We start from the raw sequence: 20,320 nt of genomic DNA, 5'->3' as shown, positions 1-20,320 counted from the left end.
TCACTCAGTAATATATCTGCTCAACATATGCCTAATTTCGGGGGTGCCCCAATGCGCCGGACCAATGAATTTTTTCCGGAGCACTCCCTGTTTATCTATTATAAAAGTTTCAGGCAATCCGGTCAGGCCATATTTTTTCCCTACCGTATTATCTTGATCATTAAGAATTGGCATTGTCAGACCAAGTTTTGCAGCAAAGGTATCAGCTAGTGCCGGATCGTCTTTATTGAGTACGGCCAACATTTTAAATTTATCTTTCGGCTGCATAGTGTAGAGATATTGCATTGAAGGCATTTCTTCGCGGCAAGGAGGACACCAGGTTGCCCAAAAATTAACAAAGACCACCTGACCCTTCAGTTCCGAGAGAGTCCAGGTTTTGCCATTTCTATCCACAAGGGTAAAGTCAGGGGCCATCTTGCCAACTGTAGCCACCGTGTGTTCTTCCCCACAGCCGGCAAGAAACAAGGGTAAACAAACCAGCAATAGTAACAATGATGTTTTTTTCATAATGACCTGTAATTTTATAAATATTTAAACCAGCGTGCAGAGTTGTTTGCTCATAGCTTAACGAATAGTTGACGATGATTACTTCGGGTATTTTGCATCAAGTTCAGCTTGAACCAATTGTTCTAATTGCTTGTAGCCAAAATTTTGGAGAGGTTTTCCATTGGCAAAAAATCCCGGTGTTTTTTGAACGTTAAGGGTTTTAGCATCGGCAAGATCCTGGGCAATGAGATTTGCAATTGCGGGATCATTCATATCTTTTTTGATTTGTTCTATGTCGAGTCCTGCCTTGGGCAGAAATTGCCATATCCTCTGAGGCTGCGGATTGCTGTGACTGGCCCAATACGGTTGCGACTTATACATCACATCCAAAGCCTCCCAGTATTTGCCTTGTTTTTTGGCGGCCTCCAGAATTTTGACAAAATAATCGGCGCCTTGATGAAAAGGAGCATAGCGTAGAACAAATTTAATTTTACCGGGATTGGCGTCCATCAGCTGTTTGACAAAAGGAGAAAAAGCTGCACATGTCTCACAGGCGGGGTCTGTAAACTCAATAAGATAGACTTTTGCATCATCACTGCCAAGGGTCTGAGAGTGCTCTCTGACAAAGAGTGAGGCGTTTTCTTCAGCCATAAAACCAAATTTCTCGGCCTGCTGATTTTTGTAATAAGAGCTGCCGAAGACAAAAGTCAAGACCAAGGCAAGGCACGCAATTCCAAACATTAAATATTTCATTAAGACACCTTCGCTTTAAGGTTTGTTCGAGTAAGAATGATCAAGAGGCTTATTATTGTTGAAAAAGAAAGGAAAGAAAGCATTGGTATAGATACAAAACCAAACAGCTCTATATATTTTTCCGTACAGGAAACTCCCTGAGAGCAAGGTTGGATATTCTCCGGGATGACTCCGCTATACAGCAGGGTATGGTAGAGTGCCGTCAGTCCGCCTGCAATGGCTAAAGGCAGGGCGTACTTTACAACACTTTTATCAAAAGGAAAAAGTCCCACCGCCAGAATTATAACCAAAGGAAACAAAAATATTCTCTGATACCAGCACAAAACACAGGGAGTAAACTGCATTATATAACTGAAAAAGAGACTTCCAGTGGTTGAAATGCTGGCTAAAAGCCAACATAGAAAAAGAAGAGTCCAGTTTAAATCGGACGTTTTGTTTGGTTGAGGCATTTCAAATATTCTCCAAAGTTTTGCGCTATGAGATTAGAATAATCTGGTCTTTTTATTTTACAATAGTTGGGGGTGTAAGCCCAAAGCCCCAAAGATGGTTCTGTCGTGTTTTCAAAAAAGTCGAACTCCACTATTCCTCTTTTCAACTATGCTGCTAACGAGTAGAAGGTTTCCGCTAAACTTTGGACGGATATGTCCTGCTTTACCAGCTGCAAGGCTGCCAATGGCCGAGTCAAGTTTGCGACAGAACCAGAAGGAGGCCTTTGCATGTTCTTTTGTTGCAGAGATCTTTTATAGATTTGTTGAGCAGCCAGCATCTTTTTGCATATTTACAAAAGGATGCCGGCCATTGATTCAAGAACGTTCAAACTCTTGATAGAGAAGGTTAGTACACAGCTGAAATCTATTTTTGCAGTTTCTGCAATTCTTCGTCTATAAGTACCTGGAAACCAGTAATCGAGCGTTGCTTGACTTTTCGTCCATTTACGAAAATGGTTGGAGTCCCGTTTATACCCAGCGATTGAGCTTCCTGCATATCCTTATTTAAGTGATTGCTAAGGGGTATAGAAGCCTGATCCTTCTTGAATTGAGCTATATCCAGGCCTAGTTCTTCAGCAATCTTATCGAACGATTCAGAGGTGATTTTTTTCTCTGCAAAGAGTTTGTCGTGATACTCCCAAAATTTTCCCTGTCTATCGGCAGCGAGTGCAGCAATAGCTGCAGGCTGAGCCAAATCATTTTTTTGAAGGGGAAAGTTTTTGAATACAATTTTTACCGTATCCTCATTCTGTTTGAGCACCTGCTCAAGAAGTGGCGATATTTGGCCACAGTAAGGTCACTGGAAGTCTGAAAATACCGCAACAGTGACAGGTGCGTCTTTTTTTCCTTTAAACGGCGCGTCCACAGTATTTATGTCGACGACAAAATCAATTGCTAAAGTGTAGAATTTATCATTTTCACTATCACTCAGATGCAAGAATTGTCCAAGGGGATCAAGTGCAATAGATGTTACGCCTTTATTGACAGGAATAGTGCCCAGCAATGCTCCCTTGATGTCGTAAATGAGAACCTCACTGTTTTTTGTAAGAACAAAAGCATACTTACCATCCAAAGAATGAGCGATATCAACGGGGGAACTTGTTATCTGAAACTGACGAACCACCCCCCATTCGACCTTTCCATTTGTACCCTGATCTTGCATTGCAGCAAGACTCGTTTGAGTAGTCATAATTATGCAGGCTAGTCCTGCGAGAAAACACCTCGATAACTTCATAAAGTTCTCCTTATAAATGTTGAAAAATCGATTTTTTTCGAAAGAAAAATGCTTAACCATTTTAACCACCATAACTGTGCAGCCCTGACAGCAGAAAGTTCACGCCATAATAGGTAAATATCACAGAAATAAAGCCCACCAGGGCCACTATTGACATCCGTGTGCCGTTCCATCCTCTTGTATAGCGAGCATGCAAGGCGAGTGCGTAGGCGAACCAGGTAATAAGCGACCACGTCTCTTTTGGGTCCCAACTCCAGTATGTCCCCCATGCAGAATTTGCCCAGATTGCTCCGGTGATTATGCCCGCAGTCAACCAGATGAACCCAAAGATCATCATTTTATAGATGATGTCGTCAATTTTTGCCAAACTGACAGTTCCTATAGCTGCTTCTTCATTTTTTGGAGAATTCTGATTGTTGGAAGACATGATTTTAGCTAAATAATAAATCGCCAGTCCGCATGAAATTGCAAAAGCGGCATATCCGATAAAACATGTGATTACGTGAGCAACCAACCAATTGCTTTGTAATGCAGGCAGAAGAGGTTTAACATCTTTACCAAATTCTGCGGAATAGGAAGCATATGCCATTGCGATAAATGCAAATGGCAGCACGAAGCTCCCAAAAATTTTGGTTTTATACAGATGTTCAATTACTAGGTATACAGCTGCAATTGACAAAGCGAAAAATATCAAAGATTCATACATATTTGACAACGGGATATGTCCAATGCCTTGTTGGTATGTTTCCATCCAACGTAAGCCAATACCTGTCGTATTTACCCAGAGTCCAAGAAGAGTCGCAGACGTAGCCAATATACCAAGCCCCTTGACCTTAAAAAAGGCAAAGGCAACGTAAAAAAATGTCGCTGCTAAATAGATAAACGTCGTTATTCCTAACAACTGAGACGATTCCATCCTATACTCTCCTTAATTCTAAAGATTTGTCAGATTGTAAGATAGAGGCAATCTCTTCGACAGTTTTGGACAATCCATGGAGGTTTTTATTGCTTTTACCACCGACAAATACGGTGGTAGTCATATCGTCACCAGTTATTGAGATCCAAATATTGCGGTGTGACGTGAAGAAACATACAAATAATCCAAATAACATTACGCCAAATCCAATGTAGACAATCCATAAGCCAGGATCTTTAACAACTTGCAATCCTGTTGCAAACCGTTGATTTATGAGGAAAGTATACGTGCCCGACTCTCTCTTAATTACTGTAGGATCATTATCATTTGTGGTAAATGTTGCGGGCTTCTTATCTTCATCATCAAACAAGATCTCATAAGGACCATGCCCGTGCCCGTCTTTACTGGTTGCGACAATCTTAAAAGTAGCCTGTGCCTCATCCCAGCTATTGGCAATCTTTGTTTTTGTGGAAAAATTCCTACTCTGACTACTGCGTCCTCCATAATCTTTATCATTTTGCTTACTGATTTGAACCGAGAATTCATTTGGAATCTGTTGATAACTCGACTGGTAAAAGGTGATTCCTTTATAGGTTAAAGGAGCATTGACAGTTATGTTTTTCTTAACAACTTCCTTCCCATCTTCTACTATCGTTAAGTCAGATTTGTATTCTTTGGGAGTCCCATCCTTGTAGTAGTCAATATTGAAATCTTTACAGAAGATATCAAACTGTAACGGAATTCGTTTATTATCATCATCACGGCTGAACACAAAATCTACAGAGCTCCCTTCAGGCACCATGACAGATGCTTTGAAGCCATAAATATTGCCAATAATTGCTCCTAATACGATTATTAAAATGCTAAGGTGCACGAAATAGGCACCCAGTCTCGTCCACGCACCCCTTTCATAGAAAAACAGATGTTCCTTTCCACTATCTTTCTGCTTCGCTTTGAGATGAAGCTTTTCAAGTGCTTTGGTTACAGAACCAACAGCAGTTGTTTTATCGCAGGTAGTATCGAATTTAAAACAGTCCTTACCAAGTTGAAACTTCCTGGTGTCTACATTAGAATTATCTTTTTTGATTATTTTTAAAGTGCCAGGAAGCCTGGTGTATGTGCAAACAATCAAATTCAGACAGAGCACTATCAGCAGAGCTCTAAACCAGTATGAGTAATACATATCGTCGAACGCGAGAATATCGAATATAATCGCATTCCTGGCCCCAAACTTTTCTATATAAAAACTAAAAGGTTCTCCTTGAGGTAGGATTGTTCCAATAATCGAGGTTATTGCCAGCAACGAGATAATCAGAAGCGCCAACCTCACTGAAGAGAAGGTTTTCCAAAGATCATTATCTTTTAATGTCATGACATTTCCTTTATCTGGTTCGTGAAATATTTTTCATTATTGTTTCACGCTATCTACAAGCTGTTGAATTGTTTGACCGGTCGACAGAGTATAATTTGGCTGTAATGCGGCAACCTTTTCCCATGCCTTAATTGCCTCTTCTTTATTGCCCAGATCATGAAACAGAACAATACCAACATTGAATTGGGCATGAACATTGTTCTGGTCTAATTCAATCGCTTTCTTAAACGAATTTATAGCCTTCTCAGGCTGTTTGTTCCGTCGATACATAACACCAAGATCGGTATAGGCATCACTATCATCCGGCTTAATTTCCAGAATTTTAGTGTAGGCATTAATCGCCTTATCAAATGCACCCATTTCAAAATATGCGTGCGCAAGTTTTGTCCACGAATCAACATCTTTACTATCTTTCTGCACACTTTCTTCAAGGTGTCTGATGTGTCTCGCGGCCTCCTCTTTTGAAACCCCAGCCTGTTGATTTGCAGGAATTTGTGCAACAAGAGAAGGCGTTCTGTAAGCAGAAACAACAACACCTCCTATAAAACCAATTATTAGTGAGACGACAATTGGCACCAGTTTTGTCATTAATTTATTTGTGTTTTTCACAGGGAACATCCTTACATATTAAGGAACTCTAAAAAGACGTAATAACTCTCGTACGACAGTTTACGTTTACGTGACACTCCCGCCTGTATACGGAGCGACAGAGATCAGGATCACATGATGACTAGATCAAACGACTTGAAGTGTCAGATATTATGAATATAAATGAAGTTTGTGGGTACTATCCCAACGAGGTGTGAATCAAATGATAAGAACAGTGGATTTGATTGATTTTTCAGTGGCGAAAGCAGGGAGGGGAAACTTATTTCTTCGAAGATATGTAGAATTTATTACAGGTGCATAAGACAGTCGTGGCAGGTGAATTACAAGTGAGATTGTTACTGGTGGTAGATCTGCTGATATGTCTCGATCAAAGATCCCCGTAAGCACGGTGTCTTGATATGTGAAATCAAAGCATAGTTGACAGTCATTCTCACCAGGGCTATTTTTTTGTTCCAGAGTAAAGGCAGAGACACAATCTGCCCTAGAGGAAAGGTGGCAGCTACTCAGTTCCATGGGAACGTCAACAGACACATCGCCGACATCAAGACACAACGCGCTTTCTGCGCTGCTCAAAGCACTTATTAAAAGACAACCAATGGTCATAATGACCATGTACGTCTGTTTTGAAACTAACTGTCGTAACATGATTTCCGGTTATTAATTAGGGTCGAGACTTTACATCGACGCTATTCAAGCAGATTAAAGTAAAATTGGCAACTAAATACCACATTGTAGCAGGAAAATATTTTTATCTGTTCGTATCTCGTTTGATTCGATTAAGATCTGGAAGTCCTTAGCCTTCAGGTTAAAGCGTACGTGATGTGAATTGGTAATTTTGAAAATGGGCATGTCCCAATCTACTCTCTCAGAAATTGCTCAATATCCGTGCAATAAAAGCAGCACACTAAATCGGGTAAAACTAGGTTGGTTTGCCTGTTGGATGGCGTTAAAAGATTTCTCACTGCCTGTAACTTCAAGATGGACATAAATCGGAGAGCATTCAAAAGCGGGGGAGGCGCTGGCCGCGACCTTGAGTTTTTCATACTCTCCTGGACGGTTAACCATCGGATGGTGTGTTCGGCATCCTATTATCATGAAAATCTGCGTGATTACCGGTTAGAAAACGCCTATCATAGCAGAATTCCGGAGTCAAATGATAGCCGCTGCTGATTTAGTTGCTCTCACGAGAACACCTTTCGTTTTTGGGGTACTATTGAAACCAGTTTCACCAACGAGCTCGACATACTTAAAACCAATTTTTTTCATTAAGGCCAGGAAGTCCCTTCCCGGTATTGTGCCGCCTTCTCATTGGAACCAAGTTGCAAGACGTTCTTTCATATCTTTCTTTATGCTTCCAACAGCTACTTGGTCTGCCAGCATTAAACGTCCTTCCGGTTTAAGAACCCTGAACATTTCATTTAGAATGGTCTCTTTGTCTGGAATTAAATTGATGACCCCATTTGAAATAATTACATCAAAGGTGCTATCGGAAAAGGGAAGCTTTTCACCTGTTATGGTATGGAAATTAACGTTGTTCAGGTTTGTTAAGCTTAGGTTCTTTTCAGCTCTAGCTATGATCTCAGGAACGATATCCACTCCATCAACAAATCCTTCAGTGCCAACCATTAACCCAGCAATAATCGAATCAACACCAGCTCCGCAACCGACATCCAGAACTATTTCACCTTGATGAATTTCACCTAATGAAAAAGGGTTACCAACCCCACAATATGAAGAGATAACTTCAGCAGGGAGTTTCTCTATAAATTCTTCTTCGTATTCCAACTTTTCAAGACCTTCTCTTCCGGTGGGGTACTTAAAAAGTCCCTCTGGACTGACAGCGACTTTAGAAAATTTGTCACGAATTCCTTCCTGAATTTTTATTAGCTCTTCTTTGTTAAGTTGGGATTCCATTTTTCTGATTCTCCGATCCTTAATATCTGTAAATTTGTAAGTGAAGTCTGAATCTCAATTGAAACCCAGCCTTCTCCTTTTTTTCGTTTTTTCAGCTATCATCCGCTGCAGCCCTCGATGCCTTTACAGCAATAATCAATCGTTAAGCATCTGCCGAACAAAGATCATTCCGGCGGTGCTGCAGCAGGGGAATATCAGTTATCACAAACTTCCCGCCTTCGTTGATTACTTTGAATTTTACCTTTTCGCCGGTTTGAACCGCGTCCAGCAAAGACTTATCGTGAACTGTGTAAAACATTGTCATCGGAGGCATATTGAGGTTCTTTATCTCACCGTTTTTGAGTGTAATTTCACCCGCATCTTTGTCAATTTTCCGCACCACACCTTCGGTCATATCAGTAACTAACCCATCTTACTGTGCAGCCACTGCCAATACAGCTGCGGAGCCTGCGGAAAAGCATATCAAAGCGGCCATGCTCACGATCAATATTCTTACTTTCATCATCTATTTCATTAATAGTTGTATAATAGGTGAGCTGTTATTTCGTCGACACCCAGTCCATGAAAACAATTTCCCATAACATTAACAGGAAGAGGTGATACGGAAAATTGCCTGTCCTAAATCTTTGGAGATCCGTGCTGATGTTCCTTATGGCTATCGCTTGGTGCTTTTTTCCCATCCGACCCCAAAGCAGCCGAACCTGGTGAAATGCCAGATGACTTTACCAACCTGACCGGGAGCGACCCTGACCTGATTGGGATCTTCATGTTCCATTTTAGGGGACTCCTGCATCTGCTCATAATGCTTCAATACTTCTTCTTCTGTGCCCAGAACAAATTCATGGTCAATCTCACCGCTGTTTTTCAACACAAACTTAATGGTTTCACCCTGGTTGACGGTGAGATGATCCGGGACATAGCGCATCTCATCGTTCATATCGATGTGCACGGTTCGACCGACCATAGCAGGCATCCCGGGTCCGCCGATCGCAGCAGCATCATGGCCGTCCTCGTGTCCTCCAGAATGGTTTTTGTTTTTCATAATCTTCCCCTCCTAAGGCAAGAGTTAGTGATGCGTGTTGTTTGGTTTACGAACCGTTACCTCAATCTCGGTTGGAGGTTTATGCAGTTGCGGCATGGCTGGCCGCATTTCGGCTTGCATACGAGCAGGTTCGTTCGGAGTGCCGGTAAATTCATAAGCCGAGGTACCGGGTGGATGTTGGTACTAGCCGGGGGCAGAGTAATCTCCTGGACGCTGATTGCGGCGCCCTTTCACCATGCTGAGCATGCCGCCCATCTCAACTGAACCAAATGGTCCATCCCCGGTCATCATTGGCGCGGTATTGTCTGAGATAGGCATCTCCATAGCGGCCATATCAGCCATTCCACGTTAGCCCATGACCACATCAGAAGAAAGGCAGTAATATTCAGTTATTTTAGGGTGATATAGTTTAAAAAATGGTCACCAATTCGGACGATGTCAAATGTCAGCTATAGTATAAAATCATGGTGGACATAAAATCATGAAAAGCCATGGCAAGGTTTGGGTGGGTCAAAATATCCTAACAACATTTCAATCCCCATTTTTATACTTTTTACACTTAAAAAGAAGCTGCCGGCATCTTGCAGATCAAACAAGTCGATAGCAGAGATGCAACACCCATTTGGCCTAGAACAGTGGCGGTTACACCATCGCTGGTTATCATCAACTCATCTTGACCAAGGCAAGGGTTATGTCGTCATTTTGTGGATTTTCCCCGCGGAACGCTGTGATATCACGAATAATAGCCTGAAGAATTTCATCCGGATGCAGAGTGCAGTTGTCGGCCAGTTTCTTTTTCATTCGTTCCCTGCCATACTGCTCTCCCGCCTGGTTTTCGACCTCCCAAGCGCCATCACTGCCGAGGAGAATAAGCTGGACCTCCTGCCTGATTGGCAACTCATTGTATTCATAGGTGCAGGTCTCATCGACCCCCAGGGCTACCCCCTGACCTTTGAGTTCCGAAAAAATTCTGCTTGCCGGGCAATAGACAATTGCTGGATCATGACCGGCACGAACCCAGCTGAGAGTGTTCTGCCCTCGGTCTACTTCCAGGTAAAAAAGGGTCACAAAATTACCTGATTTCATGGTGTCTTGGCACAGAAGGCTATTGACATCACTCATTACCTCACCCAGATTACCCGGCTGAACCACGCGGCCGCGAAGAAGTGCCCGTACAGTGGTCATCAGCAGGGCTGCACCGATTCCATGTCCTACTACATCTCCAACTACGACCCCGACCTTTTCGTCGTTTCCGGGAAACCTTAGAATATCAAAGTAGTCTCCCCCCGTCTCATCGCAGTAAAGGATGAGACCGCCGGCAATAATATTCTTCAGGGAGACAATATCATGCGGTAACAGGTTCTGTTGTACTTCTCGGGCAACGTTCATTGCCTCTTTCAGCAGGAGTCTCTGTTTGAGCTGTTGGGTCATTTTGTTGAAGCTATTGGTGAGCTCGCCGACCTCATCGTGGGTGGTAACAGCGAGAGGAGGACCAAAGGAGCCGTTTGCCAGAGTATCGGCTGCCGCCGAAAGCTCTTTTATTCTTTTCGTCAGTCTGCTTGTTGTGCCTCGAATAATCAGAAGAATAAATACAATACCGATGGTAAGCGACAGGATATACAACAGTTTGAATCGTATAACAGGGTGTAGAATTTTATTACCAGGTGCGATAACCACCATCGTCCATGGTGCTTCTGCGAGACGGTAAAAGCCGCTGATTTCATTTGGTGGAGAACCGGGACCAAAGACCGTACCAAAATGAGCTTTTCCCATTGCCTTCAAAGTGTCTCGTTCAAGTTCGTTTGTGGAACCGAATGGTTGCTGGGAAGAATCCGTTTTCACATTTGGTTCAACCGATGTATTCGCTAAAACATTGCCGGAATCATCGATCAGATATGCCTTGTTGGTCTTCCACCAGGAAGCTTTAATTATGTCATTGATAAGATTATCAAATGAAACGACCACTTCAACCCTTCCCGAAGTCTTATCGAATTTATTATTCACCTTTGATTCTAATGAAATGGTCCGGTTTTTATCCTGGCTATTGTATTGAGGCGAACTGACAGTTAGCTGTTCCAGATGATAAAAGTGCATATCGCCCATCATTTGTACATTATTAGGACGTTGGTAATCATTCTCGGGCGTATTTTTCGGCCACTCGACATTGACGCTGACCACCCCGTCGAGATTTTTTATCTCATTAATAATATATGAAAAAACATCCCTGTTAATTTCAGACCCATTCCTGTTGTGCAACAGAAGGAGCAGATCTTTTGGTGTACGCAATCGCATATCAATCTGATGAGCCGTACGTTGCAGTTTGGCAATTGCCGTCTCACCCCATTGATTGAGCAGTATTGTTCGAACAAAGATATATCCGGCAACGGACATACACACTAAAAGTAAAAATATCGGCACCAGAATAAAAAGCAAGGTCCGTTGCTGTAAACTCCTGGGTTGGATCATCATCTTCTACACTTTCTGTCGCCTTTCCGATCTTCCTGGCCTCCCGAAGGGGAAGCCAGGAAGTTTTGCTTGCTATCGTTTGTTAATTTTCGGATAATCGTGAAAAATGAACAGTATTAATGAATGCCATCGCTCCGGTTTTGGCGTTTTCTATTGCTCTTTCTTTTACGAGCTGTTTGTTGTTATGGACACAGACAACAACCTGCAGGGTACCTTTTGGGAGGTTGGAGACGATGGCCCCGATCAACCGCAATGGTGGATATGAAGACTGGCTGACACTACTCCTCGACTGCTGGAACTTGATCTCGGCAAGAGTTATGGCCCGATCGCCAATAAATTGATTTTCATAGGAAAAATCACCGAGAGCATTGAGGTGGTCCGTCGCCTGGAGCGCAAATCGTCCGGCAGGGTACCAATGTAGATATTTCAACCATGCCATTTTAGCCGCCGAATATTTTCTCTGGATGTCCAAAATAAAAGCTCTGTTATAGAGCGCCGCCGGATTGGTTGGCTGCTCAATCAGGACTGCATCATATGCCTCTATTGCCAGCCTGAGGTTCCCTTTTCTCAATCTGCCATGGCCCAGGTAAAGTCGTACCTGCAGATGGTGCCCGTTGAGTCGCAGGGCTCGTTCATAGCTCTTCTCTTCGGCATTTACATCTCCCAGTTCGCCGTAGGTGATCCCCAACCAGGAATGGTAGTCCGCATCTCCAGGATCAAGAACCACTGCTCTCTCGAAATGGGACAAGGCCTCGGTTGCCTTATTCTGGGCAAGTAAAAACCGTCCCAGGTAATACTGTGCGCTTTTACTGTCCGGATGCTTTTTGACTGCCTCCTCAAAGTCCACTTCGGCCTGACTGTATTCTCCGGTCTTCATATAATAACTGCCCTTGATCGTGTTGCTTAGATCAGCCATACCACAACCGGAGATGATGTTCGTCAGGAAGATGAGAATGACCAGACTCTACCACATTATATCATCCTCTCTCTTAAATATAAAAAATCTAGATCTAGTCTCAAATGTCATACCTAGTTTTGCATAAAACGGACCAAAATAGACTGAACGAGAAAACACAAAGTATCTTGCTGAATTATTGATATAATATTTATCTGCTTTGAGGGTGCTCAGCTGGCGTGTAGAATAATTAGACAGTTACAAAGGGAAAGCACAGGCTATAACGTCTTATTAATGGACAGGTACCGCTTATCGAGCGGGTTATCAAACCTGGGAAATTGAAATTTGGAGGAAAAAGATTTTTAAAACTCCAAACCTACACCAAGGTATTAACACAAGCTTTTATCTCTTCGATTGCCTGAAAGGAGGTATGCTTACAAATCAAGAGTATAATATTTTTTCAATACCTCATCCACCTGATCACTCTGTCGCTTCTCATTTTCCTCGGCATATATATCTGCGTAAAGACTCGGCGCTAATTGTTCAAAAATTTCTAAAAAATCCGGATCAAAATGCGTGCCGGAACCTTCTCGCAGAATGCTCATTGTTTCGGTAAACGTGAATGGTTCTTTATAAGGTCGTGATGACAGAAGAGCGTCAAAAACATCTACAATAGCAAATATTCTTGCAACTTGCGGGATGTCCTTTTCTTGTAAACCAGAGAGATATCCTGTGCCGTCGAAACGTTCATGGTGGAAGGATATTACATCTAATGCATCGTGGAGCCAGTTGATGTTGTGTATAATCTCTGCCCCGATAAGGACGTGTGTTTTCATTATCTCAAACTCTTTAACTGTGAGCTTTTCAGGTTTGAGCAGGATAGCATCACTTATCCCTATCTTGCCGACATCATGAAGAAATGCACCTTTAATTAAGGATCTGATAAGTGAATTATGAAGCTTCAATTTTTCTGCAAGTTTTACTGAATTATACGTCACTCTGTAGTTATGTGCATTAGTGTCGCTGTCCCGTTGCGCAATAGCACTACCTAATGATTTTAAAATATCGGTATTTGCTGTCACGACCTCACTGGAACGTTTAATAAGTTGTTTATAAAGCTTATAAACGACAGGGTAGATAAACAAGGTCGTAAAAATCACCACAAGCAAGGACATCAAAATGGCGTAATAGCTTTGCTGTTTTATTCTTGTCATCTGATCATCGTGCAAATGGTAGACCCCCTGGAAATGACCGACAGTAGTCTGATGGATTTTGTCGACCATAGGTACCATAATCCGGATATAGATCTGGCCTTCGTGCACTATGGTTTGATGCTCGACTTCACCTGTCATCTTAAATGGCTTGAATTTGTTTGGTAAGTTTGAGGATTGATGCACAGGAAACTGCAGGGTTTCGCTGGTCACTTCTTCAATATTTTCATCGAGAAATTCGATCGCGACAAAAAGATCGTGGTCAAGGGATTCGCGAATTGCCAGTCGCAATGTGGCAAGAGATGACGGCGTCCGATCGTTATGATATGCGACATAATGATCTGCTAACTTTTGTGATTCTTTTATCGCGATGCCGGCCACATACCCGTCAACTCGTTGAAATTCAACAAAGGCAACAGTTATGCCGGTTAATAGACAAACAACGATGCCGGCAACGGCCAGATTCTTCAGTAACTGTCTGTGGATACTTGTATAGAGATCTAACATATTCCTATTACTCGCTTTGATCGGTGGTTACGCTGCTCCGAACCTCTACAGTATGTATTCTTCTGTATTTTTCCTAATTCATGGGTCCATCACGAACCTTCAGACGTTTACCTTGTCAATTTTTTCGACAGACCGCCTCCTAAGCTGCCCCATTACCTGTATCAATCTTAGACAGTACTTTACCCGCCCCTGGAGCCCTGAAATAACAAACCTTTATCCACAGAAGGGTAATCACAGCAAAAAATTAACCAAATAAAAAATGGAACAGCAATTGCTCTACCTTATTAAAACCAGAGGACAATTTGCAGCAGAGGTTCAATACACCAAACAAAGGAGGCAAGACAATGATGAAGAAAAAATTGTGGTTAAGCGTAATCGGAATTGTGGCGATCGGTTTTAGTGCAAACGCTTTCGCCATGATGAGTGGTAGTAATGGGAACAACAATCATAGCCCAATATATGGTTCTGGTGCGGACCATATGAATGATGACAATAGCGGTCATTACGGGGAGAATTATGGGAGTTTGCATAATGGCAATGGCCACAATTCCCAGGTGAATGACAACAATGGCATTTATCGTAGAGACAGCCAGGATCAGAATAGGGGCAATGAATATAATAACAAAAAAAATTACAAGCAGAGCGTTAATCCTCAAGGGTATCATTACAGCGAAGATCATCAATACCATGGAGATTAATGGATGCATAAGGCTAGTGCATCTACGCTGACGAAAATTGATGAAAATGGTGCAGGGTTTTCAGGAAAGGCAGTGTAGCCGGCGTCGATGGTTATGGCTCGGCCCCTGGTTTTCCCAGGAATTCTGCACCGCCAATCCTGAACATACGATCACCTGTTCCTGAACGGTTCGGGGTGATGCCTTGCAGTGAATTAGAAGGCTGCAGTGAATTGGAGCCAGAATTTCTGGGTGTCGGTTTTGAATTCATCGGCATTGTAATTGGCATAGGCTGCCTGGACGGTATAGTGCTCGCCAATTTTTTTTGTCAGCATGGCGTTAAACTCAGTTCCATAATCGTCTCCGCCTGTATCAGCCTGGAAATCATGATACACCAGATCTACCTTGACTCCTGCAAAAGTTCCACTGAGGATCCCATACACATCACGCAATCCTGCAGGCGGTGCTGTCAGGAACTGGTCAGCCCAGCCGTTAAATCCGTGGTTGGTTCCCAATGGAGTTTTAAAGGATACCTCATTGTCAGAACCAAGGACCTCATAGGCAATCTTTCCGCTCATGTCTGTTATCAAGGAACCGTTTTGTGGTGCCAGGATACCGACGCTGAGGTGATAATAATCGGCAGTATATTCCCTGGGGTTATCCTGGTAATCTGCCTGGCTGGCATATTCTGCCGTATAGAGCAACTTGAGATTCTCTGTTACCCCAGTTGATCCGTCGAATCGCAGACCGATGGTCTGAGTGGAAAATGCATATTGAAAAGGGCCGGAATTGTTGGAATCGTCATAGTCCAGCCAGTAGCCGTATCCGGTAAGGGAGCCGAAATCCGGAAAAGCGTATGTTAAATTGAGTAGAGGTGACTGCATTCTCACATCTTTGCTGGCAATAGTGCGGACGTTCCATATGTAGGCGATGTTGGCAGAGAAGTTACTCAGGGATGTATTAAGCAGAGAGATCGAATCAAAGGTTTGCTCCATCTGTCGCCAACCGACAGGCCCGATAAATCGCTGGTTGTCGTAAAGAATTTTCTGGCGACCACCCTTGAGTAAGGTATCAGGGATGGTTGCAAAGGAAAGCCAGGCTTGATTGAGCTCTCCTTCATCGGGGTCGGCAATCACCGCATATTCTGTCTTGCCGTTTACTGTATTGTTGAAGTCGTCAATAAGGAGAGAAGTATTTCCCTCAAACTCGGCAAAGGCCTGAAAGCCTGAGAAGCTGGGAGTCAGGTAGCCAAGACGCAGCCTGATGGGGTCACCATTGGCTGTTCTAAGCCCATCCTGTTCTACATGCTCAAAACGGTATCGCAGGTTAAACGTGATCTGTCCCCAGTCGCCTTGTAAGAGATCTTCAATCTGGGCATTGATGTCAGGTTTGTCTGGAGGGCTGACTTCGGCAATCGCCGCCCAAGGGAGCACTGTCATCAAGAGGGATAGACCTGTCAAAAACAGATTTCTCATTGAACATTTTGTCATCTCTTTTTCCTCCACTTTTGAAGCGACAAAGCCATATTGCTCTATAATTGACAATTCTGAGACATCTCTCTCCTGTTTCGGTTGGTCGGGTGGTCGGTTGGTCGGTTGGGCTGTGGTGGAATTAGGCACTTTTCCCGTAGTGCTTCCTGGAAGATGTCTCATTCTTACACCTTTCCTGGTTGTTTGTCATCAAACGCTCTTCGCGCATCGAGACGTTTGGCCTTTTCGGCGCAACATGGCAATCGGAATATAGCCTTGGTGCCGAGGTTCAGGGCAGGTTTTAATTTTGCGGAAAAAAGCCGGTACCAGACCTGCAGTCAATTGTTGATGCTTCTTGAAACGTGCAAGCAGTACATTTGCTGATTATCGTGTAGTTTTGGACAGCTAGCTACTGGACAGGTCGATTCAATTTTGTGATTGGTTCTTCTGTACATTATCCTGGATGAATTCGATATGTATAATGAACTGGCTATACTCGCACTGTTTGTACTCTTTTACAGCATGGTGGCTGGTCGCCTGGAACGTACATTTGTATCCGGTACGATCGTTTTTGTGGCTACCGGTTTGTTGATGGGACCTCTTGGTCTAGGCTGGTTGTATGGAGATGTTTCAAGTAGCAATTTCAGGGTTTTTGCCGACCTGACCCTCGCATTAGTTCTCTTTATTGATGCAGCAAATACTGATTTTTCAATATTGAGATCTCAATTCCGCATTCCGGTGCGAATGTTGTTGCTTGGCCTCCCTGGTGTTATTTTCCTTGGTACTCTTTTTGCTTCAATAATCTTTGATGTTTTGAGTATTTTTGAAGCGGCTATTCTGGGCACAATGCTTGCTGCAACTGATGCAGCGCTTGGTAAAGCAATTATCAGCAATAAAACAGTGCCCATTCGGATTCGGGAAGGATTGAATATTGAGAGTGGGCTCAATGATGGCCTTTGTGTTCCTATTCTATTCGTTTTTATCGCCTTGGCAAACGGCAGTGGTGCTGCAGGCGGTAGCGCAATTTCTGCTCTCAAATTAGTTTTTAGAGAACTTGGGTTTGGGCTGCTTGTCGGCCTTAGTCTCTCATCCCTGGCAATCTGGGGTGTAAAATGGTGCTTGATAAGGGGTTGGGTAAATAAAGTATGGTTGCAAATTACTGTTGTCGGACTCGCCATTGCCTGCTTTTCTGTCGCCCAGAGTGTTCATGGCAGTGGGTATATTGCTTCATTTTCCGGAGGTCTGTATTTTGGATACAAAGCAAAAGAAGCCACGCGCAAAATGATTTTTGCAGCGGAAGGAATAGGTGAGACCTTAGCCTTGGTTACCTGGATGCTCTTTGGGGCTATTGTTGTTAGTCATTGCATCCCTTATTTTACATGGTCGATGATATTATATGCAGTATTAAGCCTTACGGTAATTCGAATGGTCCCGATCTTTCTCTCACTTATAGGTACTGGAGAGAGTATTCGTTCGAAATTGTTTCTTGGTTGGTTTGGCCCCCGTGGCCTTGCCTCGATTGTTTTTTCTGTCATTGTGCTGAATAGGGGAGTGCCCGGAGGTCGTTCTATAGCAATGATTGTAACACTTACTGTATTTCTTAGCCTGATGTTGCATGGAATTTCCGCAAACCCGTTGGCTCGCTGGTTAGGGAAACGAAAGGGGAGCAAGGTCAAAGAAGTATCCGAGTAATACCGGTTATTGGAAGTAATCTTTACTGTACCCAGCCTTGATGGCGTCGTAAAAACTCTTCATCTACGGTGCGTAATATTTTTATCTGACTGTCTTGATCTGAGGCAATTATCCATGAAAACCTTTGCCGGAATGTCCAATTTTTACACAAGCCTTTGTACATTTTTGCCAACCCTGCAGCAAAATGATCTGTTGTATCATTTGAAGTCAATGTGTCAGAGGTAAGCTTAAGTATTTTTAGGATTGGCACGAATTCTGCGATAATCATGGTAAACACACCAGGAAATACCCTGAGGAGGTGAGGTAATGTCAGAACTCAAAAGTGAAAAATATCGTGACCCTGTCCCCCGGGTGGCAACTGAAAAAACCATCTTCACATGTCCCATGCATCCTGAGGTAGAACAGGAAGGCCCCGGTAACTGTCCAAAATGCGGCATGGCGCTTGAACCACGAGACATGGCATCGGAGGGAGAGGAGCAGAACCCGGAATACGATTATATGAAAAAACGCTTTATTTTTGGTGTAATCCTCACCGTGCCTGTAGTCATCATTGCCATGCGCGACATGCTGCCTGGAGGTCATCTCATAGAGAACCTGGCTTCTCCAGCATCGCTTGGCTGGCTGGAGTTCATCCTGGCAACACCTGTTGTTCTCTGGGCAGGCTGGCCATTTTACGTTCGAGCAATCCAATCAGTTATTAATAAGAACCTGAATATGTTTACCCTCATAGGCCTGGGGGTTTCAGTCGCTTACATTTATAGCCTTGTCGCCGTACTCTTTCCGATGCTTTTCCCGGCAACAATGCGAGGACATAGCGGCGCAGTGGGTGTTTATTTTGAGGCGGCTGCCGTTATTGTCACCTTAATCCTGCTTGGCCAGGTCTTGGAATTGAAGGCGCGCAGCCAGACGGGTGCTGCTATCAAAGCACTGTTGGGACTTGCACCTAAAACTGCCAGATTAATAGATGACGATGGATCAGACAAAGATGTGCCTCTTGATGACATTAAACCAGGGGACATCTTACGTGTAAGGCCCGGTGAAAAAGTGCCAGTCGACGGTGAGGTTATGGATGGTTCGAGTTCGGTTGATGAATCGATGATTTCCGGGGAGCCGGTTCCGGTAAAAAAACAGACCGGAGACAAAGTTGTCGGGGCTACTGTGAACGGCACGGGATCATTTACCATGCGTGCCGACAAAGTTGGTGGTGATACCTTGCTGGCCCAGATTGTCAAAATGGTAGCCGATGCCCAGCGCAGTCGAGCTCCCATTCAGAGGCTGGCCGACCTTGTGGCTGGCTATTTTGTCCCGGCGGTTATGGTTATTGCCGTGTTTGCCTTTGCCGCCTGGTATTTTTGGGGTCCTGAACCAAAACTTGCTTTCGCTCTTATTGCCGCAGTCTCCGTTTTAATTATTGCCTGCCCATGCGCTCTGGGTCTGGCTACACCAGTGTCCATTATGGTAGCAACCGGTAAAGGAGCAACAATGGGGGTGCTGTTCAAAAATGCCGAGGCAATTGAAACCATGCGCAAGATTGACACTCTGGTGGTGGATAAGACCGGTACCCTAACTCTGGGAAAACCAAAACTTACCGGTTTTTTTCCGGCGACAGGCATGGATGAAGACAAGCTTCTTAGGTTAGCCTCAAGCCTTGAGAAATCGAGTGAACATCCCCTGGCTGCAGCGATAGTGGCAGGAGCGACTGAGAGGGGAATAACTCCCGTAGCGCCAGAAGACTTTGATTCTATAACCGGTAAAGGTGTTGCCGGAACAGTGGACGGTGAGCGCGTGTTTTTGGGAAATCTAAAACTGATGGATGATGCAGGTATAAAGACCGATGAACTGGCTGACCGCGCGGAAGAAATGCGAAAAGAAGGGCAAACCGTCATGTTTATATCTGCCCATGGAAAACTGGCCGGCATCCTGGCCGTGTCTGATCCCATTAAAGAATCCAGCCTGCAGGCAATCAAAAAACTGCATGAGGAGGGATTGAATATAGTGATGCTGACAGGTGATAACCGGGCGACCGCAGAGGCAGTGGCGGCAAAACTTGGTATTGACGAAGTTGTCGCCGATGTGCTTCCCGATGAAAAGGCCGCAGTCATTAAGCGATACCAGAGTGAAGGGAAAATGGTGGCGATGGCGGGCGACGGCATTAACGACGCGCCTGCTCTTGCCCAGGCTGAGGTCGGTATTGCCATGGGTACCGGTACCGATGTGGCAATGGAAAGCGCTGGTGTCACCCTGGTCAAAGGTGATCTGAACGGCATCATCAGGGCCAGAAAATTGTCGAGGGCCACTATGGCAAACATCAAACAGAATCTCTTCTTCGCTTTTATTTACAATGCTCTGGGAGTTCCTGTGGCGGCAGGCGTTTTGTATCCATCTTTAGGCATTATGCTCAGCCCGATGATTGCTGCAGCGGCCATGAGTTTAAGCTCTGTTTCGGTTCTGGTCAATGCGTTGCGTCTGAGGACCTTTTCTGAAAAGTAACTGCAGCATTTTGGTCGGTTACATCTGATCCGTTCCATCACCTCCAGTTCTCCGATTAGTTCGTTTAAGTAAGTTTTCCTGCATAAAAGAACACCTCCAGCT

Annotated in this window: 19 protein-coding genes and 2 pseudogenes; 3 read left to right on the top strand and 18 right to left on the bottom strand. The window is 43.9% G+C overall.

The window, feature by feature from the left end; all coding sequences use genetic code 11:
* The 16 genes and pseudogenes from FCL48_RS04870 to FCL48_RS04795 all read right to left on the bottom strand — a co-directional run bounded on the left by FCL48_RS04870 (position 1) and on the right by FCL48_RS04795 (position 13,893).
* Positions 1–507, bottom strand: coding sequence for a TlpA disulfide reductase family protein (locus FCL48_RS04870; protein ID WP_136871122.1), 507 nt, complete (start codon positions 505–507; stop codon positions 1–3).
* A 78-nt stretch (positions 508–585) separates the two neighbouring features.
* Positions 586–1,239, bottom strand: coding sequence for a thioredoxin domain-containing protein (locus FCL48_RS04865; RefSeq protein WP_205747647.1), 654 nt, complete (start codon positions 1,237–1,239; stop codon positions 586–588).
* Positions 1,239–1,688, bottom strand: coding sequence for a disulfide bond formation protein B (locus FCL48_RS25845; protein ID WP_136871121.1), 450 nt, complete (start codon positions 1,686–1,688; stop codon positions 1,239–1,241). The genes FCL48_RS04865 and FCL48_RS25845 overlap by 1 nt, the downstream gene beginning before the upstream one ends.
* Before the next feature lie 403 nt (positions 1,689–2,091).
* Positions 2,092–2,511 (bottom strand): annotated as a pseudogene (locus FCL48_RS04855) (DsbA family protein); the annotation flags it as partial.
* 12 nt (positions 2,512–2,523) lie between these two features.
* Positions 2,524–2,961 carry a YncE family protein gene (locus FCL48_RS04850; RefSeq protein ID WP_136871119.1) on the bottom strand — a complete coding sequence of 146 codons (438 nt, stop codon included), beginning with the start codon at positions 2,959–2,961 and terminating at the stop codon, positions 2,524–2,526.
* A gap of 61 nt (positions 2,962–3,022) precedes the next feature.
* Positions 3,023–3,877 (bottom strand): c-type cytochrome biogenesis protein CcsB, encoded by an 855-nt coding sequence (gene ccsB / locus FCL48_RS04845; protein ID WP_136871118.1) that lies wholly within the window; start codon positions 3,875–3,877, stop codon positions 3,023–3,025.
* 1 nt (position 3,878) lies between these two features.
* A complete protein-coding gene (locus FCL48_RS04840; protein ID WP_136871117.1) occupies positions 3,879–5,249 on the bottom strand; it encodes a cytochrome c biogenesis protein ResB in 1,371 nt (456 codons plus the stop codon).
* A 36-nt stretch (positions 5,250–5,285) separates the two neighbouring features.
* Positions 5,286–5,858, bottom strand: a complete 573-nt coding sequence (locus FCL48_RS04835) for a tetratricopeptide repeat protein (protein WP_169309079.1) — start codon at positions 5,856–5,858, stop codon at positions 5,286–5,288.
* A gap of 876 nt (positions 5,859–6,734) precedes the next feature.
* Entirely contained in the window at positions 6,735–6,953 is a 219-nt protein-coding gene (locus FCL48_RS04830) for a hypothetical protein (protein ID WP_136871115.1), read from the bottom strand.
* A gap of 210 nt (positions 6,954–7,163) precedes the next feature.
* Positions 7,164–7,772 (bottom strand): methyltransferase domain-containing protein, encoded by a 609-nt coding sequence (locus tag FCL48_RS04825; protein WP_136871114.1) that lies wholly within the window; start codon positions 7,770–7,772, stop codon positions 7,164–7,166.
* Positions 7,773–7,914: 142 nt separating this feature from the next.
* Positions 7,915–8,166, bottom strand: a complete 252-nt coding sequence (locus FCL48_RS04820) for a copper-binding protein (RefSeq protein ID WP_136871113.1) — start codon at positions 8,164–8,166, stop codon at positions 7,915–7,917.
* A 261-nt stretch (positions 8,167–8,427) separates the two neighbouring features.
* Complete coding sequence (locus FCL48_RS04815; protein WP_136871112.1) at positions 8,428–8,814, bottom strand: hypothetical protein; 387 nt, start codon at positions 8,812–8,814, stop codon at positions 8,428–8,430.
* A gap of 24 nt (positions 8,815–8,838) precedes the next feature.
* Positions 8,839–9,162: pseudogene (locus tag FCL48_RS25840) on the bottom strand (copper oxidase); the annotation flags it as partial.
* A 315-nt stretch (positions 9,163–9,477) separates the two neighbouring features.
* On the bottom strand, positions 9,478–11,283 hold the full coding sequence (locus FCL48_RS04805; RefSeq protein ID WP_136871111.1) for a SpoIIE family protein phosphatase: 1,806 nt from the start codon (positions 11,281–11,283) through the stop codon (positions 9,478–9,480).
* A 79-nt stretch (positions 11,284–11,362) separates the two neighbouring features.
* Positions 11,363–12,196, bottom strand: a complete 834-nt coding sequence (locus FCL48_RS04800; protein WP_136871110.1) for a tetratricopeptide repeat protein — start codon at positions 12,194–12,196, stop codon at positions 11,363–11,365.
* 413 nt (positions 12,197–12,609) lie between these two features.
* Positions 12,610–13,893, bottom strand: a complete 1,284-nt coding sequence (locus FCL48_RS04795; protein ID WP_136871109.1) for an HD-GYP domain-containing protein — start codon at positions 13,891–13,893, stop codon at positions 12,610–12,612.
* A 344-nt stretch (positions 13,894–14,237) separates the two neighbouring features.
* Here FCL48_RS04795 and FCL48_RS04790 point away from each other — a divergent pair, with 344 nt between their 5' ends.
* Positions 14,238–14,591 carry a hypothetical protein gene (locus FCL48_RS04790; RefSeq protein ID WP_136871108.1) on the top strand — a complete coding sequence of 118 codons (354 nt, stop codon included), beginning with the start codon at positions 14,238–14,240 and terminating at the stop codon, positions 14,589–14,591.
* A gap of 191 nt (positions 14,592–14,782) precedes the next feature.
* On the opposite strand, the gene FCL48_RS04785 is transcribed toward FCL48_RS04790, so the two are convergent.
* Complete coding sequence (locus FCL48_RS04785; RefSeq protein WP_136871107.1) at positions 14,783–16,219, bottom strand: alginate export family protein; 1,437 nt, start codon at positions 16,217–16,219, stop codon at positions 14,783–14,785.
* A 291-nt stretch (positions 16,220–16,510) separates the two neighbouring features.
* On the opposite strand from FCL48_RS04785, the gene FCL48_RS04780 reads away from it, so the two are divergent.
* Positions 16,511–17,728, top strand: a complete 1,218-nt coding sequence (locus FCL48_RS04780; RefSeq protein ID WP_136871106.1) for a sodium:proton antiporter — start codon at positions 16,511–16,513, stop codon at positions 17,726–17,728.
* A gap of 22 nt (positions 17,729–17,750) precedes the next feature.
* On the opposite strand, the gene FCL48_RS04775 is transcribed toward FCL48_RS04780, so the two are convergent.
* On the bottom strand, positions 17,751–17,996 hold the full coding sequence (locus FCL48_RS04775) for a hypothetical protein (RefSeq protein WP_136871105.1): 246 nt from the start codon (positions 17,994–17,996) through the stop codon (positions 17,751–17,753).
* A 38-nt stretch (positions 17,997–18,034) separates the two neighbouring features.
* Here FCL48_RS04775 and FCL48_RS04770 point away from each other — a divergent pair, with 38 nt between their 5' ends.
* Positions 18,035–20,218, top strand: a complete 2,184-nt coding sequence (locus FCL48_RS04770; protein ID WP_136871104.1) for a copper-translocating P-type ATPase — start codon at positions 18,035–18,037, stop codon at positions 20,216–20,218.
* Positions 20,219–20,320: the final 102 nt, after the last annotated feature.

Source organism: Desulforhopalus sp. IMCC35007, assembly GCF_005116575.1.
Taxonomy (GTDB): domain Bacteria; phylum Desulfobacterota; class Desulfobulbia; order Desulfobulbales; family Desulfocapsaceae; genus Desulforhopalus_A.
Note: the sequence above shows the minus strand (reverse complement) of the source record. Positions and strands in the feature narration are given on the sequence as shown.